Here is an 18573-nt window from a genome sequence, read left to right as displayed (position 1 = left end):
TTTTTTAATAAAAATCAAAAAATTGACTGTTTTTTTTGGGCTTACATATTTTGTGAACCTGTCATTTGAAATCCTACATGTTTACTGGGGTTAAGGGGAAATTTTATCTTTTTAAGAAGTGCTATGCGAGCATAATATTTGATTTTTAATTGTGATTCCTTCAAAAAAATAGCTAATAATTTGTTATTTATTTAATATATTAGTGGTGAAATTAACTAAATGATAAATATTCAATATTTTTCCGAATTTGTCATTGTTCAACTTTTACACACAAACTCATAAACTTTACTCTAAGATGAAAAAATTTATCCTCCCCATTTTAGGACTGCTTCTTGTGTTCTCTTGTACCAAAGAAGACCCTAACGAAATCAATGATTCTGTAATAGAATCTGTAGAAAGTCAAAAACTACTTTCTGTAGAAGAATTAAACGCTTATATAGCCGACGAACTAAAAACCAATGGAGATTTAGATTGGTTCAAAGCTCCAGCAACAGTTTTATGGAGCGCCGCTGTACACGGTGGGAATGTTATTAGCATCGGATACGGTGAACCAGGTCAAAGTTTTTCTTTACAACGTTCTCCTCAGCTTATTGGTGCTAGAAATAACATAATAGAAATAATTAGCAATACCGAACAGCAAAAGAGCTCCGATGTAGTAAAAAATATGGACGAAACCCTAAATTTTGTTGATGTAACGGTTGAAGACTTCAATACCATTCTTGCATTACAAAAATCAAAGGATATTAGATATATAGATACCTTTTATACAGGTTATTTGCAAGAAGATGAAGTACAACAAAAAGACTTTGGATGTGCTCAAAGCGGTGAGAATATCAATGGTAGTGATTACAGAGTTATTTCTCCTAACTCATGGTTACCATGGAATTTTGACATTCACAAGGTTCCACAAGCTTGGAATTATAGTACAGGTGCAGGAATAACTGTTGGACTCATAGATACTGGACTATCTGCAAATCAGAGTTTATTAGGAAGTAATTTTAACGATGGAGCTTCAACGGGTAGATTTGTACAAAGATTTGGAACTTATATCGACTCGCCATGGTGGTGGTCAAACAATATCGATGGCCCTAATGATAGATGTGGTCATGGAACTTCTATGGCTTCGGCGTTGGCTTCACCTAGAAATGATAATGGTATGCCGGTTGGAGTAGCCTATAACAGTAACTTGGTATCTTATAGAGGTACTTCTGATGTTGTTCTAGAAGATTACCATGAAAGAAAAGGGGTTAGCAATGCATTAAAAGCATTAGGAAATAGAAGTGATGTGAAAATTATTTCAATGTCTATTGGTTATCCTTGGTCAATTGGTAATGTAAAAGATGCTGTTAGGTATGCCTACAACAGAGGAAAAATGATTATCGCTGCTGGAGGAACTTCAACATCGTTCACAAATTGGTATGGAGTTATTTTCCCTGCAAGTATGAACGAAACTGTTGCGGTTACTGGTATTAAAGACAATGGATATAATCGTTGTAGTAATTGCCACGATGGTAGCAAAATTGATTTTACCATTGTTATGCAACGAGCAGGAGATTCTGGTAGAAATGTACCAGTAATTGGTTTTAACAACGGAAGTAGAAATTATGTAGGAGGATCATCTGTAGCAACAGCTACTACAGCAGGTATCGCTGCATTAGTATGGGCTCGAAATCCTAATTTGACCAGAGCACAAGTATTAGATAAATTAAGAAGAGCAGGAGAGTTCTATCCAAATCGTAATGGTAAATTCGGTTATGGAAACATAGATGCGCTTAAAGCAGTACAATAATAGCTGATGAGAATTTGATAATTGAAAAGGAGAAGTGTAATAGCTTCTCCTTTTTTATTTATCCTATTTTACTCGACTTATAGTAAGCCCGTCTCGTATAGGTAGTAAAACGGTTTCTATTCTTTTATCTTCTACCAATAGTTTATTATACTCAAGTAGGGCTTTAGTAGACAGATCGTCGTCGTCTACGTTTTCAATGACTTTGCCACTCCATAATACGTTATCTGAAAGTATAACTCCCCCAGAATTCATTTTTGGAAGCACTAGATCAAAATATTTAGGATAATTTGGCTTATCGGCATCAATAAAAACCAAATCGAATGTTAGATCAAATGTGGGAATAATTTGAATAGCATCTCCAATATGTTGATGAATTTGATTTCCAAAAGAAGAACTATCGAAATATTTTCGTTGCAATTTTTCTAGTTCTTCATTAATATCAATGGTGTGTAACTCCCCAGTAGATTGCATTCCTTCTGCTAGGCATAGTGCAGAGTAACCTGTGTATGTACCTATCTCGAGAATATTTTTTGGACGTATCAGCTTAGATAGCATACTTAATACCCTTCCTTGATAGGGACCACTCAACATTCTTGGTTGCAAAATTTTTTGATAAGTCTCTCTAGTTAATTGTTGCAATAATTCTGGTTCTGGTTGTGTGTGATTGACAACATAGTTATCTAGTTCTTCAGGTATGAAGTGCATATTAGTTTTTTTTACAAAACTATAGATTTGAAGCGATAATATATGCAATCATACTTTGAAATTGTATAGTTTAGATGAAATAACGAATTGATCTATGGTTTAGGCTTTTGAGGAAGTTATGAACAAAGAGCGCCTCACTTATGATCGTGAAGCGCTCTTTGTTTTGGGGCTCAATATTGTATTATGGGGCATTATAGATTTGGGTTCTTTTAGATACTCTCTTTAGTCGTTAGATTTGGGTCTATAAACTAATGTCCTCACATCTTTTTTGTTCCCAGATTTTCTTAAGCCACCTAGTTTATCTTATTATCGTCATAACAATCTATACTTAGGATTTTCAAGATCATCTTTGTTTTTAATGCATTACTAATATATGAAATTTTATAGATTAAAAGCAAATAATATCGATGAAATACACATTATTTTAACATTTGAGTGTTTTTTAATGTTGTTTTAAGTAAACTTAAATCCACCTTATTTAAAAACCAAAGCCAATTAAAATCAATAATTGGCTTTGGTTTTTCTAGTAAATTGAAATTAATTTCAATCTGTATTTACAGTCTCTCCAAGAATTTTACTGGTTAAATGTTGTTTGGCTTCATCATTCTCACCAAACAGCCATCGCAATACATTATCTTCCCATATTTCGTCATATTCTACGGTATTAATGATATTACGCTCAAGTGCTAAATCAAGAATTTTTCCAGGATAAGAAGATTGCGGTTCACTTTCCATTTCACCAAGCGGATATGGATCATCAAGTCCCATGATGACTTGTTTGCTCCCTTGTTGTTCTACGGTAAGTTTTAATGATCCTGTATCATGTACTAGCGTGTCAAAATAAATATTTGGATGACCCACTGCTTTTCTAGGGTGATGTTTCCCTTCAAAAAGATCGGGTCTACCATCGAACCCTTGAATTCTTCTACCTAAGTTCATTTGTGCTAATTGCCCTCCGTGTGCAAAACATGTCCTAATATTTGGGTATCTGCTTTGCATCCCGTTCAAGGTGTAAAAATGATATGCATCACCACATTGAGCCAACATCCAAACTAAGTGAAAACGCCATGCAACGTTTTCTAACTTTATCATTTTGTCTCCGTCATAAGGATGCACTTCAATTGCAAGTTTGTATTTATCTGCAAGTTCAAAAATAGGGTCATTTTCTTCATCAAAAATACAACGCCATTGTCCAATAGAATCCATAAAATGAGTAGGCAGACATAGCACATACATGCCAAGTTCTTCTACGCAACGTTCTATTTCCCACAAGGCACCATTTATAAAACCTGGATGTACAACAAAACCACAAGAGAACTTATCGGGATGATCTCTTTGTACATTGGCATTGAAATCATTCTGAAAACGTAGCGCGTGTTTCATTTCTTCCAATCTTAAACCATTTCCATATAATTGAGAGAGGTTAAGTACAACAGCATGATCGATTTTGTTTCGCTCCATCCATTCCAACTTTTCATTTAAGAAAAAACTGGAATGAGTTACAGGGCGTTTCCATCCTTTTTGTAGCATATACTTGCGTTCATCATCTACCCAAAAAATTTCCTTTTCTTTCATGAATTTTGGAATTTCTTCGGGATACGGCAGTAAATGCGAGTGTCCGTTTATTCTAAGCTTTCTTTTCATTTGTTTGTTATGTTGTTATGTCTCTTAAAGTGTAATCAATATGTTTTTATGCGTACTATAAACATTTATGATTTCTTTGTTGGGGCTTCCATGATTGTTCCACAATTTGGACAGGTACACTTTTCTATATCACTGTAGTACTTATCAAAAATTATGGGCATATCAGTTTCAATATTGTCTAGGGCAAATGCTTCACGATATAACTGCGTATTGCAATTTTCACAATACCATTCTAAAGCGTCCATTACTCCTTCATCACGAGGGTATTCAATTACTAAACCTACAGTATTGGCTCCACGTTGTGGGGAATGAGGTACTTTTGGAGGTAATAAGTAAATATCACCCTCTTTAATATGTACATCTTTTGGTTCACCATTGTCGATAATTTTTAAAACAATATCTCCTTCGACCTGATAGAAAAACTCAGGAGTTTCATTATAGTGATAATCTTTTCTATTATTAGGGCCACCAACAACCATAACAATAAAATCCCCATCTTGCCAAACACATTTATTGCCAACGGGAGGTTTTAATAAATGTCTATGCTCTTCGATCCAGGCTTTAAAATTTAATGGTGAAACTAAAGTACTCATATGTCTATTTTAATTTTGATGTGTATTTCTTATTAAATTTAGCTATTTTGATTTGTATTTTATAATAACAAATGGTTAACTATAAGGACTTTGTCCTTCCTCCGTCTACCGGAACATTAATCCCGTTAATGTAAGAAGCAGCTTCTGATGCTAAAAAAGCTACTGCATTTGCTATTTCTTCTGGTTGTGCGAAACGCCTAGCTGGGATATCATTTTTCATTGCATTTGAAACTTCTTCTATCGATGAATTTGTTTTCTTCGCTTTGTTGTTAAGAATCTCATTTAGCCTTTCTGTAGCTGTAGCACCTGGTAACACATTGTTTACAGTAATGCCGAATTGACCGAGTTCATTGGCTAAAGTTTTTGACCAATTAGCAACCGCACCTCGAATAGTGTTGGATACTCCCAAGCCATTTAAAGGTTGTTTTACAGAGGTAGATATAATATTTATAATTCTTCCATATTGCTCTTTTTTCATGGCAGGAACCACCAACTGTGCCAATACATGATTACACTTTAAATGCTGTGTAAAAGCTTTTTCAAACTCCTCCAAATTTGCTGTAAATACTGGCCCTCCTGCTGGTCCTCCTGTATTATTTATCAAAATATGAAACGGAGTTTGTAATTCAGAAATTTTTTCTTGGAGTTGTTTAGGATTTTGAAAATCTGCAACTACATAATTATGTTTTTGTGATAAACTAGTATCTAATTCTAGTAAAACCTGTTTTAACTTATCTTCATTTCTAGCAACTAATGTAATATTTGTACCTAAAGCAGCAAGTTGTTTTGCCGATGCCTTACCTATTCCTTGTGTACTTCCACAAACAAGGGCATTTTTTTGGGTTAAATTAAGGTTCATTATAATTTCTTTTGTTGTTGTTAATACTGTATGCAAACATTCTTTGGCTCTGTAAAGAAACGCAGTGCTTCAAATCCTCCTTCGCGTCCTACGCCAGAATTTTTTATTCCTCCAAAAGGAGTTCGCAGATCACGCATCATCCATGTGTTAATCCAAACGATACCAGACTCTATATTTTTTGCAAAATGCATGCTTCTATTTAGATTGTTGGTCCAAATAGTGCATGATAATCCATATGGTACGTCATTTGCCATTGCCATTGCCTCATCATCTGTATCAAAGGCTGTTAATGTTACTACTGGTCCAAAAATTTCTTCTTGCATTAATCTACAGGTTGTGTCGTTGGTTTCTATAATCGTAGGCTGTAGATAGTAACCTTTCTCATGACTTTTAACTGTGACATAATCTCCTCCATAAAGAATTTTACCCCCTTCTTCTTCTTCTGCCATATCGATATAGGATTTTACTTTTTCTAAATGTGCTTTAGATACCAAAGCTCCAATTTGCGTGGAGGTTTCTAGGGGAGGACCAATTTTAAGCTTTTTGGTTCTTTGTATAAGATCCTTTTTAAATTTGTCATAAATCGGTTTCTCCACAAATATTCTCGATCCGCACAAGCAAATTTGCCCTTGATTAGCAAAAGAGGACCTAATGGTAGTATCCAGCATTTTTTCATAATCACAATCTGCAAAGATGAGATTAGGGTTTTTTCCTCCCAATTCTAGAGAAAGTTTTTTGAACATTGGAGCAGCGGTGCTTGCTATTTTGGCTCCTGTGCTTGTGCCACCGGTGAATGAGATTGCTTTAATTCTTGGGTGTTCTACTATCGCTTGTCCTGTACTATGCCCCAAACCGTGAACAATGTTTAATATTCCTTTAGGTAAACCAGCTTTTTGACAGATTTTACTCAATAGATAAGCTGTCATAGGTGTAATTTCACTAGGTTTTGCTACTACCGTATTGCCAGCAGCTAGAGCCGGAGCAATTTTCCAGGTAAAGAGGTACAAAGGAAGATTCCAGGGAGAAATACATCCTACAACACCGATAGGTTGTCTAAGGGTAAAATTAATGGCGTTGAGACCAATACTTTCATGAGCTTCACTTGAAAATTGAGTAATTGCTTGAGCAAAGAATTGAAAATTTGAAGAAGCTCTTGGTATATCTACACTCTTGGCCAGAGTCAGGGGTTTTCCGTTATCTATAGATTCGGCTTTGGCGAGTTCATCAAGGTTATCAATAATTCCTGTTGCGATATTAGATAGAATTTCACTTCTCTGTTGTAGAGTGGTTTGCGACCAGGAAGGAAATGCAAGTTTTGCCGCTTCGTAAGCCAATTGTATATCTTCAGATGTAGAATTGGGAATCTGCCCATAAACCTCACCAATAGATGGGTTGTAGTTTTCAAGCCAATTATTTTGAATTGGAGCTTTAAATTCTCCGTTGATATAATTTAAAATTTTTTCCATTTCCACTAGTGTTTTAACTTAACTGAAAATATATTTTAGTTGTTCTGCGGTATGTTTTAGATCTCCTGTATAGGTTTGGATCTCATTTTCATTAAATCTGGCAGAAGGACCAGAAGTGCTAATTGCAGCAATGAATTTTCCGGTTGTGCTAAATACAGGTACTGCAACACAAACTAATCCGATTTCATTTTCTTCCATATCTAAGGCAAATCCCCGCTGTTTTATTTCTTCAATCTCTTCTATTAATTCCTTTTTGTTGGTAATGGTATTTTTAGTTACGGTTTCAAGATTTAACTGAGAGATTGTGTTTTTATAATTGTTGTCCGAAAAAGCAAGCATAATTTTGCCTAAACCTGTACAGTGTAATGGCTTTTCGCTTCCGATTCTGGAATTAATCTGCAGATCATGACGACCAACAACCTTATCTAGAAAATATACTTTTTGATTTCGATAGATGGCCAGGTGCGCGGTTTCTCCTGCTCTTTGTACCAGTTCTTCCATAAAAGGCCTCGCTTTGGAAATAAAGTTTTTATGAATGCTTACATTTTGTCCTAATTCAAAGAGTTTAAGTCCAAGCCGATATTTTTCGTTTTCTGGATTTTGTTGAATGACATTTAAGGTTTCCATAGTGGCCAACATACGATAAACTGCACTTTTGTTGGTTCCCATTAATTTTGCGATCTCGGTTACACCCAACTCCATTTTGTCCATAGAAAAACAGTCCAAAATTTTGAAGGCCTTTTCTACAGAAGTATTTAGAATTTTCTTGTCAGATGTAGTGCTCATGTTCTAGTCTTTCTTTTTATATGCTACAGCTTTAATTTCGATTAATAGGTGTGGGTGGGGTAGTTGGTGAACGGCTACGGTAGTTCTTGTAGGCCCTTCATAGTCGAAGTATTGCGCATATACTTGATTATACCCTCCAAAGTCATTCATATTTACCAGGAAAGTGGTAATATCTACTACATCTTTAAGGCTGGCACCTTCTTCTTTCAAGATATCATTTATATTTTCTAGAACTGCTTTTGTTTGCGCTTTAATATCCAGATTGGTAGTCCCAAATTCATCTACTTCAACACCTTCAAAAGAGTTGTCGGGCCTTCTGGAACTAGTGCCAGAAACATAAATGAAGTCACCAACACGTTTTACATGTGGGAATTTCCCTCTGGGAGTGGCTTTTCCTTGTACTAATTTTCCTTTGCTCATAGTTTATATGAATTATTTTAGTCCTGCTATTTTATCTTCCTCCAATATGTCATTGGTTTCTTTTTGCACCTGATCTAGGATGGTTTTTATATCCCGAGATGTATCAATTTCTTTATCGGCTATAAGATTTAGTAAAGCTTTGTCTTGAGCTCTACCTATTTTCATTGCTTTGGCATAATTGATATCTTCATTAAAAGTTACCATAGAGTATTTAGAAAAGTAGGTATCAGGGAAAGCCTTTTCCAGTTCCATTTCCAATTTTCTTTTCTCTTTGAAAAAAGGATTCGCAACGTGATCCCGCATTTCATAATAGTTATCTATTGCTAAATCTGCAATAGCATCGGTGTCTTTCTTTCGTGCTTCCTGATATGCTTTAAAAGTGGCTTTCCAATCACCTTCATGTTGCTCTAAAACTTCATCAAAAACAATAATATCTTCAAAAGAAGCATTCATCCCTTGTCCGTAAAAAGGCACAATAGCGTGAGCAGCATCTCCAATTAACATTGTTTTTCCCTCATAATACCAAGGATAACATTTTACAGTACCTAAAGCTCCTGTAGGATTATTAAAGAACTCATTTTTTAAGTCAGGGATAAGCGCTAATGCATCAGGAAACTGAGATTCGAAAAATTCTGTAACTTTTTCTATCGTAGTAAGGTTGTTGAAATTATATTCCCCTTCTTCGTAAGATAAAAATAAAGTAACCGTAAAACTACCATCTAGATTAGGTAGAGCTATTAGCATATATTGACCTCTTGGCCATATATGCAGGTGATCCTTACTTATTCTATGCTTGCCATTATTATCGGCTGGGATCTCTAATTCTTTATAGCCATGGGTTAAGAAGTTTTGAGAGTGACTAAACAGAAATTTCTTTTCTAAGTAATAGCTTTTCCTCAATGCCGACCCTGCACCGTCTGCACCAAAAATAACATCTGCGCTTATTTCAAGTTTTTCTTTGGAGGTATAACACTTAAATTTAGCAACGTTCTTTTCGATATCTACTCCAGTACACTTTTTGTTGAAATGGATATTAACATTTACATGTTTTTCTGCTTCAGTAAGCAGAAGAGCATTTAAGGTTCCTCTGGACATGGAGTTAATATATTCTCCTTCTCTTCCCGAATAATTTGACACAAAGGTATTGCCCTGAATATCGTGCATGAGTCGACCATACATGGGGATACAATACGGTAACACTTTATCGGTAATTCCTACCATGTTAATAGCTCGAAGTCCACGGTCTGATAATGCGAGGTTAATAGAGCGTCCTGCAGAAATATTGGTAGTTCTTAAATCAGGTCTTCCTTCATATAAAGAAACTTTATATCCTCTTTGCGCCATACGCAAAGCAAGCATTGATCCACATAATCCTGCTCCTATAATGAGTATATGTTCTTTTTTTGACATAACTACAATAATGTTTTTAAAGTTTCGGTCATTTTATATACATCCTCATAACTATTGTATAGAGGAGTTGGGGCGCAGCGTATTACATCAGGTTCTCTCCAATCGGTAATAATATGATTATTGGTTAATTGCTGATGTAAACTTTTATCTGCGTTTTTGACCTGAATAGATAATTGACAACCTCGTTCTAGTGGATTGCTTGGAGTAATGATACGAATTCGATCGGTATCTATTTCATTGATCAAAAACTCAAAATAACCAGTAAGAGAAATAGATTTCTCTCTTAAATTTTGCATTCCTACTTCTTCAAAAATGTCTAGCGAAGCTTTAATGGCAGCCATAGATAGAATAGGGGGGTTGCTTAATTGATACCCTTCGGCTCCTGGCATAAGATCAAATTCTTGACGCATATTGAATCTGGTATCTTTATTATGACTCCACCATCCAGAAAAACGTTTTAGTGTTTTGTCGTAGGCATGCTTTTCATGCACAAATAATCCTCCCAGACTACCTGGGCCAGAATTTAAATATTTATAGGTGCACCATGCAGCAAAATCTACTCCAGATTCATGCAGGTTAGGTATAATGTTACCAACTCCATGGGCTAAATCAATACCAACCATGCAATTTTTGGCATGACCAAGAGTTGTAATTTTTTTAAGGTCTAAATATTGCCCGGTGTAGTAATTCAACCCTCCAATAAGTAATAAGGCAATTTCATCACCCTGTTGATCTAAGATTGTTTCTAAGTCTTCCAGCCTTAATAATTCTTCTCCTTCTCGGGGAGACCATTCTATAATTCCTTCTTTAGGATCGAATCCATGAAAACTTAATTGAGACTCAACTGCATATCGATCTGACGGAAACGCATCACTTTCTATCACAATCTTATATTTAGTTTGAGTGGGTTGGTAAAAAGATACCATTAGGAGGTGTAAATTCGTTGTAAGTGTATTCATTATTACAACTTCCAAAGGTTTTGCTCCTACAATATTAGCCATGGCATCTGTTAAGAATTCATGATAAGGCATCCAGGGATTTTTAGCTTCGAAATGCCCTTCTACACCTAGATTTGCCCAATCCTTAAGCTCTTGTAGTATATATTCTTGTGTGTGCTGAGGTTGAAGACCGAGGGAGTTTCCACAAAAATAAATCCAGTTATTTCCATGCTCATCTTTAGGAATGTGAAAACGGTCTCTATAATGTGCCAGTTTATCTTTTTGGTCTTGTTCTTTAGCATAAGCCAAACTTGATTTTGGTAAGGTAGGCATATATAGTGTTTTAATAATTGAAACAGTGTTTCACTAAGTTACGAAATTGAATTTGTTTCTCAATTGTTTTTTTGAAAATTAGTATTTGGAAATTTAAACTTCTAAAGACCTTTCTTGTTTTAATTGTCGAAGATACCTAGAAGGTGATTGATTATTGTATTTTTTAAATTGTTTAGAGAAGTAAGATGGATCATTAAAACCACATTTATACATGACTTCGGAAATAGTGATATCTTGGTGGTTAAAATATTCTTCAGCTTTTTTAATTCGGAATTCGTTTAAAAAGTCAATAAAGTTTCTGTTGGTAACCCGTTTAAACATCCTGCAAAAGGAGTTAGGTGTTAGTCCTATATGTTGGGCTAAAGTTTCAGATCGTATTTCCTGATCATAATGGTCATTAATGTAGGTATATATTTTAGAGAATCGTTCGATAGAGAGTTTGCTTAGATCTAGCGTATGCTTGTTTTTTAATATTTTTCGGGGTTCTTCACAATTAGAAAGTGTATCTAAGATATTGATGAAGTTTAAAAGTTTCTCTGTTTTATTTTGTTTTGCAAATTTTAAAAAGTTCTTGGCTACTTTTTTATGGGTTTTTTTTGAGAAAATAATACCTCGTTTTGAGGTTTCAATGAATTTTAGCAGCTTCTCGAATTCTGGAAAGAGAGCTAGTTTCTCCTGAACAAAGCGTTCAGAAAACTGAGCAACTACTTCTATAGTATTATTGGTTTCCTTATTGCCAAAAGGCATGTGAGGCATATTAGGTCCTAAAAAAACAAGCAATCCATCTTCATAATTTTCAAAATGTGTTTCGATTTGAATACTTCCTTTACCACTTTGTATAAATACCAGTTCGTATTCAGGATGCAAATGCCAACTTACAATTCCACATTGTGATTTGTCGGTATAGGTTTCGATCTTTAAGGAGGTAGATCGATCGAGATAAATCTGCTCATAAGCTATTTTCATGAAACAAAATTAACAAATTTTAAGTTTTTGGTTTATAGTTAGGAATATTTTGTTTTAAATTTAGAATAGTTTGTACCACTTGTTTTTGGGGTTAGTTTCTAATTTTGATCCCGAATAATAATATAGTCGTATTTCGGAAATGAATTCTTTAAGTCTAATTTTTAGTAATTTAAGATATCTGGCTCCTGCGGTGGTTTTTGCGACCATTAATGTGCTGTTTGGAACCTGGGCAATATATATACCTGCTGTAAAAGAAAAGCTTAAAATAGATGAGGGAGATTTAGGTATTGCTATATTCTTTATGGCTTTGGGTACCTTAACCATGTTAATACTGGCTCCAAAGATTATAAAAAAACTAAAAGTAGGTAAGGCTACAGGATATGGAGTTTTTGGGTTAATATTTGTGTTCCCCTTATTATTTATGGTTTCTTCATATTATTGGTTGTGTGGAGCTATGTTTCTTGTAGGAGTTTTTTCTGGTTTTACCGATATCGCTATGAATACCTTGGTGACAGAAATTGAAAAAGAAGACAAAGTTCATATTATGTCTGCCAATCATGGTTTTTTTAGCTTGGGAGGAATGCTCAGCGCTGGAATAGGAACTTTTTTTCTTCCTTATGTGAGTGTCCCACTATTCCATGTATTGGTGGTAGCCATAATTATGATCTTATTGAATGGTTTTCTTTTGAAGCAGTATTATCGGGTAACATCTAAAGAAATAGAAGAGGTTTCTTTTAATATTCGTTATTTTATTCCTTTATTGGGATTGATTCTTATCGGATTTTGCGTAATGGCTGCAGAAGGTGCGATTGTAGATTGGAGTGCACTATATCTCGAAAAGGTTTCTAAAGCAAAAGTATCATGGACCGGTTTTGGGTATACTGCATTTTCAGCAACTATGGCGTTTGGAAGATTTTTGGGAGATGCTATAAGTGCGAAATTAGGTTCGAAACGAATAATTACCTTGGGGACTTTGCTTGGAGGACTCGGTTTTGCATTAGTCTTATTAGTTGATCCATTAATTACCATCATAGGATTTGGACTGGTAGGTTTAGGTTTTTCGGTTATTGTACCCGAGTTATTTAGAATAGGAGGGAAAACCAAGAATGTTGAGTCTTCTCAGGGAATATCAATAATAGCCGGTTCCGGATTTGTAGGCTTTTTAGTTGGTCCTGTTTTATTAGGTTTTTTGGCAGATATCTCTTCTCTTAAGTTGAGTTTTATAGCACTATTAATATTTAGTGTTGTTTCCTTTGGAACGTCACTATTCATCAAAAAATAAGTTAGGTGCTACTCTTTATTCGGTAGTAACTTCAATATTGGTGAAATATAACTTCCAATTCCCTTCGTTTCTTTGATGTGTTTTTGCGATTTTGATACCGTTAAAATCGCTATAATCTTCCCAAGTAGTTATGAGTGAAGGTTCTTTGGTGTTTTTTTCTCGAAACACCCATTCTTTAATAAGGAAATCTCCTTCAAAATAAAAATCATACGCATCACCAGGAGTGTATCCACCTTCATTGTTGTATACAATAGTTAAGCGTTGCATTTCTTTTCCACTTATCGGAGCGATATCCTTAAGTGAGTGTTCTGAAGTAAAACTGGCGGCATCCCAAGATAAGTTAAAAGGAGCTAGAAGCCAATATTTGTCATTTATAAATCCTTGGTCAGCTTTTTGACTACTACTGTCTATAGAAGCTCTGTTATATGTAATAGTGTCTTTTTGTGAAATTAGAGTCACAAGATTTTCTTTAGGTCTCCATTTCCAAGTGCGGTCATAATGTAATGTATCTCTATCTACGTTAAAGGTGAATTTTATTTCTTGAATCTTATCCCAATTTTTAAAACCATTTGCAAAGGCAATGGATTCACTTGTACTTGTTAATTTAGGTTTACTATCTTCTGCTATTTCAGGGTTTTTCACTTCAATGTCATCTTCATATTTATTTTCTTTTTTTACTTCTGTTTTACATGAAATAAAAAGCAAAGAAATTATAATTACGATAAAGTGATTTTTCATGATGGTTTATTTTGGCTAAAAATATAAAAAGAAAAACCTTGCTAATAGAGATTAACAAGGTTTTAGCTTTTATAAATAATAGAATTTACTCTACTGTTAGCGTGTATTGTGGTGTTTTGTTTAACGGACAGAAATACTTATAAGTTCCTTTTTTCAGAGTTACAGTATTAGAACTTTCTGTTTTTCCTTCGGCAACTACCTTGGTAACATAAGCTTCTTTTATGTGGTTTTTTGCATCACCAGCATCTTTTCCTTCTGGTACTAAAACAAAACCTACATCTGTACCTGCACTGTTGTTAGAGATGTTGAAAACATAACTTCCTTCAGATAGTTTGATTTCTTTTTGAGTAAATTCTCCTTTAGTTTGTTCAAGAGATACTGTTTTTACTTCTTGAGCTTGAGCAGAGAAAGTAATTGCTAAAATAAATGTGAATAATGAGATTAACTTTTTCATGGTTTAATGATTATTAATGTATTAATGGTTTTTAATTAATTTCTTTTAGATTCTGAAAAGGAAAGATGTAAGTCATGCTTTCCTTTTCAGGATATAATAAATGTTTAGGAAAATTATTTCCAGTGGTTACACTTATACTGTTGTAGTTTCTAGTGGTTGTGCTACCGGAAAATCTACTGGTATTTGAGTTGTACTATGAATGTAGTTTGAAATTGTTTTATCTCCTACCAATACAATAGTATCTATCAAACTTCCTTTGGTATATCCCGCAGAAAAGAAGTTTTCTACTACTTCCTGGTCTGCACGGCCTCTATTTTCGGTAACGTTTTTAGCCAATTTAGCCAATGCATCTAATTTAGTATCGAAAGAAGCTTTTCCAGCTCTAAGTTCTAATATTTGTTCATCGTTAAAACCGTTCATTTTTCCAATTGCAGTATGTGCAGATAAACAATAGATACAATCGTTTACTTGACTTACAGCAAGGTTTACTACCTCTTTTTCTTTAGCAGAAAGTGATGTTTTTGCATTTGAAAAGTTTAAATAATTTTCTAGTGCAGTGTCGCTATGTGCATAGGTAGCGTATAGATTAGGAACGAAACCTAGTGCTTTATTAAGGTTGTCAAAAATCGCTTGGTTATTAGCGCTTACTTCTTCTCTGGTTGGTACATTAAATGTGCTCATAATTTTAAGTTTTTAGTATTCTGATATGTTCAGATGATTTATAATTGTTATTTATATGTATGTTACAAAGGTCCGTTAGAAATAGTGATGTATAAATGATCGTTTTTCCCGATAACTTGTCAATATTTCCTCCCTTTATTTTTTTAATGTTGATTTTTTACAAATGGCTTTTCGGCATCACAGTAGAAGTCATGAATTCCCTTTTGTTCGCAATGCTTTTTTGTAATTAGCGAAGTCATGATTTGTCTTTTTCCTTGTCTGAAGATTTCGATTAAGTTGAAAATGGATTTATTTTTAGTCATCATTTCTATATGTTTTTAAATATCCTATTCTGTAAATAAGACTTAATTAATAGTATGTTTTAATTACAATACAAAGATGCTGTATAAAAGAGGGCGAGGAAATGGTTCTTTTTCCCTTTGACTTGTCAATATTTCCCGAAACAAAAAAAACCTCTGCAAAGCAGAGGTTTTTTTGTTTTCCAATTAATTACTACCCTAAAAGAATTTTACATCTTTTCTATTCATCCATAAAATCACTGCGCTTAGCACAAATGTTGCTACTGCTGTAATGAACAGAACTCCACCATCGTTATTAATTTCAATCCCAAGTTTGGTAAGGTGCATCATTATGGCCCCACCAATAATTCCCAAGGTGAGCATTGCGCCAATCCAAATAGTTTTTGGAATTAATAATAAGACACCCGCAATAAGTTCTATAATACCTGTGCCAATGCGACCGTAAGGTTCAAGGCCTACCTTGGTAAAGATATATACACTATCTGGGTGAGCGGTGAATTTAAATCTAAGAGTTTGAATTAAAATGATTGCAACGATAATTCGAAGCAATAGGGGTACGATTTTTTTCATTACGCGAGTTTGTGTTTACTTTTTTTGGTTCAATTAGACTTATAAAACGCTGGGTAAGGCGTCTATTTTCCCATTAAAAGTATTCTTTCTTGAGATAATATACAATTCTTCGATGTTGTTATCTTTTTTGAATTGATGTATTAACTCGGGGAGTTTTTCTCTTAAAAACTGCGCAAAATCCTCAGTATCAGTACTTCTGTTAGCTCCTTTTCTTACGGTTTTCAAGTAAGAGACATTTAACAGTTCTAGATTACTTCTTTCAGATAGAAACAGTAAATATTCGTCATTTTCCTTAGCGTTTTTGATTTCAACTCGAAAATCGATTTCGCTTTTGGAGAGTAATCTCTTATTGAAGTTGCTGAAGTCATTGGTATATACTACTTCTTCACTTTGTTTGTTAAGGTATACGGTTTCCAATTGATCTTCATATGTAACTTGAGCTGTTCCCAAGTAGGATATAAGAATAAAAATACCAAAAATTATATGCTTGCTATGTTGTAATAATGAGTTTTTCATAATCTTAAAGTTTTACCCGAATCAAATTCGTCGGTTGTTTTATAATAACAGTACAAAGTTGGGGCGAAAACTAAAATAATACCATATAACTTTTTCCTATTGACTTGTCAATATTTCCCTGCAGGTTCTAGTTTTAATTGTTTTTTGAACTCTGAGGGAGAAAAAGATGTATGTTTTTTAAACATTCTACTCAAATGAGAAGCATCTTCAAATCCAATTTCATATGCAATCTCTTTGGCAGTTTTTTCAGTATAAATAAGCAGGCGTTTGGCTTCTAAAATAATTCTGTCATGTATAATTTGCAAGGGACTTTTTTCAAATTTGGCAAAATTATTAGACAGGGTTTTTGGTGATTTGAACATTTTTTCGGCATAAAATGCTACAGAATGTTCTTCTCTGAAATGGAATTCTACAAGTGCATTAAATTCTCTTATCAAATCGACTTGTGATTCAACTACATTGAAATCGTCCTGTTGTTTAACAAGTCGGGTGGTAGTTATTATGAATCGCGCCATTAGCATTCTGAGCATTTCGGCTTGAATGGTATCGACTGTGTCTAGCTCTTCTAAAAGTATTTGGTGAAATAAATCTAGTTTATTTTGTTCTTTTTCTGGTAAGCGTATCACCGGAATTGCGCTGTTTCCATAGAACAATACTCCCATACAGCTTACTTCTTTGTCATGATCTTTGATACAATAAAACTCTCTATTGAATTGGTACACAATCAAGTTTGATCCATCTATATATCTGAAATATTGATTTGGAGTAAGTACTACGATGTTATTTTTTGTTATCGTTACCGAAATACCATCAATTTCAAGAACAGCATCTTCTTCCCTTACCCATATGAAGGTGTATAAGCCTATTTCTTTAGAATTTTTATAAGTATACAATACCTCTTCATCGGCAACAACCAAAACAGCACCTGTAGAAAACTCTTTAAACTCCTTTGTCATACTATAAAGGTCGTATTTTTACCGTTTTCATTACATAGATTTTTAATAATTTATTGTTAATGTTTAATTCAGGAAAGACTACAGTATAGAGACTGATTATCAATAAATTTAGTATTGGTTTTACAAGTTGTTCTTAAAGAATTCGACAGCTAAATTTACAGTTTTATCATGAATTTCTTTACGATTTACATTAGGATGATCTATAGTAATTGCAGGAGCAACTTTTTTCCCAAAAGCGGTGGCTTCGTTTAAAAATACATAGTGGTCTACATGTTCATCAAATAGATGAAGACTACTAGTTTTTATCAAGTTGTGGTATTTTTGCGCATTGTTTTTAATGGGAGTATTTGAGTCTCCTTTACCCGCAATAATAAATATTGGAGCAGTGATTTCTTTGGTTTGTTCTTGAGAGTGAAATCCAAAACCGATAGCAGGAGCCATTACAAAAAAGGCTTTTATTCTGGGGTCTTTAACCTGATTCTTGTAGGTTTTATAAGATGCTACAATTAAACTATCGGTGTCAAAATTGATAACTTCATCTGTTTGAGGGAATTCTGGAGGCATTGCCCTGTCATTTTCATGATCATTAATTTGATGATCTCTATCGACATAACCTCCTGCAAGAGCTATATTGGTATAACCACCAAGAGAGAAACCGACTCCTCCGATTTTTGAGGTATCTACTCTTGAACCCACAAGTTCGTCGTTAAGAACATTGGTAAGAATAAATTTAATGTCAATTGCTCTTTCCCACCATTTCACAAATTCCCTTGGTATTTTATTGAAAGTGGAGTTGCCATAATGATCTACAGACACCACTATATATCCCTTTTTGACCATTTTCTCAATAAACCATGTGAGAGAAAAACGATTCCCTCCAGTACCATGAGAAACTAATAATAATGGGAATTTTTGTTCCGGAATGCTGGCGTTAGGAATGGTCTTAATAGTTTTAAAAAGTTCTTTGCGATCAGAATTTTCTTGGTTTTGAGTTATAGAATCGTATGTAGGATACCATATTTCTGTAATCAGAGGGCGATTTCTAGAAGTATCAGTGTAGGTTATAGATTTTTGCCCGATTGAAAATTCTTTCTTTTCCTTTGAGTAACAGGAGAATAATAAGAGTAATGTAACAATGAAGATTAGTTTTTGCACAGCTAGATGATTA

At 34.2% G+C, this 18573-nt stretch carries 20 protein-coding genes; 2 read left to right on the top strand and 18 right to left on the bottom strand.

Annotated elements, in window-relative coordinates; translation table 11 throughout:
* The first annotated feature begins 295 nt into the window (after positions 1–295).
* Positions 296–1789, top strand: a complete 1494-nt coding sequence (locus M0D21_RS20345) for a S8 family peptidase (RefSeq protein ID WP_248332928.1) — start codon at positions 296–298, stop codon at positions 1787–1789.
* A gap of 63 nt (positions 1790–1852) precedes the next feature.
* On the opposite strand, the gene M0D21_RS20340 is transcribed toward M0D21_RS20345, so the two are convergent.
* The 10 genes from M0D21_RS20340 to M0D21_RS20295 form a co-directional block, all read right to left on the bottom strand.
* Positions 1853–2494, bottom strand: coding sequence for an O-methyltransferase (locus M0D21_RS20340; RefSeq protein WP_248332926.1), 642 nt, complete (start codon positions 2492–2494; stop codon positions 1853–1855).
* 543 nt (positions 2495–3037) lie between these two features.
* Positions 3038–4138 carry an amidohydrolase family protein gene (locus tag M0D21_RS20335; RefSeq protein WP_248332924.1) on the bottom strand — a complete coding sequence of 367 codons (1101 nt, stop codon included), beginning with the start codon at positions 4136–4138 and terminating at the stop codon, positions 3038–3040.
* A 65-nt stretch (positions 4139–4203) separates the two neighbouring features.
* Positions 4204–4731, bottom strand: a complete 528-nt coding sequence (locus M0D21_RS20330) for a 3-hydroxyanthranilate 3,4-dioxygenase (protein ID WP_248332922.1) — start codon at positions 4729–4731, stop codon at positions 4204–4206.
* Positions 4732–4810: 79 nt separating this feature from the next.
* The gene (locus M0D21_RS20325; RefSeq protein ID WP_248332920.1) at positions 4811–5590 is read right to left on the bottom strand and encodes an SDR family oxidoreductase; all 780 of its coding nucleotides are present in this window, start codon (positions 5588–5590) and stop codon (positions 4811–4813) included.
* A 20-nt stretch (positions 5591–5610) separates the two neighbouring features.
* Positions 5611–7056, bottom strand: coding sequence for an aldehyde dehydrogenase (locus tag M0D21_RS20320; RefSeq protein ID WP_248332918.1), 1446 nt, complete (start codon positions 7054–7056; stop codon positions 5611–5613).
* An 18-nt stretch (positions 7057–7074) separates the two neighbouring features.
* Entirely contained in the window at positions 7075–7842 is a 768-nt protein-coding gene (locus tag M0D21_RS20315) for an IclR family transcriptional regulator (protein WP_248332916.1), read from the bottom strand.
* A gap of 3 nt (positions 7843–7845) precedes the next feature.
* Positions 7846–8262 carry a RidA family protein gene (locus M0D21_RS20310; protein ID WP_248332914.1) on the bottom strand — a complete coding sequence of 139 codons (417 nt, stop codon included), beginning with the start codon at positions 8260–8262 and terminating at the stop codon, positions 7846–7848.
* Between the two features lie 12 nt (positions 8263–8274).
* On the bottom strand, positions 8275–9672 hold the full coding sequence (locus tag M0D21_RS20305; protein WP_248332912.1) for an FAD-dependent oxidoreductase: 1398 nt from the start codon (positions 9670–9672) through the stop codon (positions 8275–8277).
* Between the two features lie 2 nt (positions 9673–9674).
* Positions 9675–10943, bottom strand: a complete 1269-nt coding sequence (gene kynU / locus M0D21_RS20300; RefSeq protein WP_248332910.1) for a kynureninase — start codon at positions 10941–10943, stop codon at positions 9675–9677.
* 93 nt (positions 10944–11036) lie between these two features.
* On the bottom strand, positions 11037–11909 hold the full coding sequence (locus M0D21_RS20295; RefSeq protein WP_248332908.1) for an AraC family transcriptional regulator: 873 nt from the start codon (positions 11907–11909) through the stop codon (positions 11037–11039).
* A 139-nt stretch (positions 11910–12048) separates the two neighbouring features.
* Here M0D21_RS20295 and M0D21_RS20290 point away from each other — a divergent pair, with 139 nt between their 5' ends.
* Positions 12049–13191: an MFS transporter gene (locus M0D21_RS20290; protein ID WP_248332906.1), complete on the top strand. Its 1143-nt coding sequence runs from the start codon at positions 12049–12051 to the stop codon at positions 13189–13191.
* Between the two features lie 15 nt (positions 13192–13206).
* Here M0D21_RS20290 and M0D21_RS20285 read toward each other — a convergent pair whose 3' ends face one another.
* From M0D21_RS20285 to M0D21_RS20250, 8 genes are all read right to left on the bottom strand, one after another.
* Positions 13207–13929 carry a hypothetical protein gene (locus tag M0D21_RS20285; RefSeq protein ID WP_248332905.1) on the bottom strand — a complete coding sequence of 241 codons (723 nt, stop codon included), beginning with the start codon at positions 13927–13929 and terminating at the stop codon, positions 13207–13209.
* Between the two features lie 85 nt (positions 13930–14014).
* Positions 14015–14383, bottom strand: a complete 369-nt coding sequence (locus M0D21_RS20280; protein ID WP_248332904.1) for a cupredoxin domain-containing protein — start codon at positions 14381–14383, stop codon at positions 14015–14017.
* 132 nt (positions 14384–14515) lie between these two features.
* Positions 14516–15064: a carboxymuconolactone decarboxylase family protein gene (locus M0D21_RS20275; protein WP_248332902.1), complete on the bottom strand. Its 549-nt coding sequence runs from the start codon at positions 15062–15064 to the stop codon at positions 14516–14518.
* A 143-nt stretch (positions 15065–15207) separates the two neighbouring features.
* Complete coding sequence (locus M0D21_RS20270) at positions 15208–15369, bottom strand: hypothetical protein (RefSeq protein ID WP_248332900.1); 162 nt, start codon at positions 15367–15369, stop codon at positions 15208–15210.
* A gap of 192 nt (positions 15370–15561) precedes the next feature.
* Entirely contained in the window at positions 15562–15933 is a 372-nt protein-coding gene (locus M0D21_RS20265; RefSeq protein WP_248332899.1) for a DoxX family membrane protein, read from the bottom strand.
* 39 nt (positions 15934–15972) lie between these two features.
* A complete protein-coding gene (locus M0D21_RS20260; protein WP_248332897.1) occupies positions 15973–16449 on the bottom strand; it encodes a hypothetical protein in 477 nt (158 codons plus the stop codon).
* Positions 16450–16556: 107 nt separating this feature from the next.
* Positions 16557–17405 (bottom strand): helix-turn-helix domain-containing protein, encoded by an 849-nt coding sequence (locus M0D21_RS20255; protein WP_248332895.1) that lies wholly within the window; start codon positions 17403–17405, stop codon positions 16557–16559.
* A gap of 120 nt (positions 17406–17525) precedes the next feature.
* A complete protein-coding gene (locus tag M0D21_RS20250; protein ID WP_248332893.1) occupies positions 17526–18560 on the bottom strand; it encodes an alpha/beta hydrolase family protein in 1035 nt (344 codons plus the stop codon).
* Positions 18561–18573 lie beyond the last annotated feature (13 nt).

Origin of the sequence: Aquimarina acroporae (assembly GCF_023195925.1) — a bacterium.
GTDB classification, from domain to species: domain Bacteria; phylum Bacteroidota; class Bacteroidia; order Flavobacteriales; family Flavobacteriaceae; genus Aquimarina; species Aquimarina acroporae.
The sequence above is the reverse complement of the archived record's forward strand: the minus strand, read 5'-3'. Positions and strand labels throughout refer to the sequence as shown.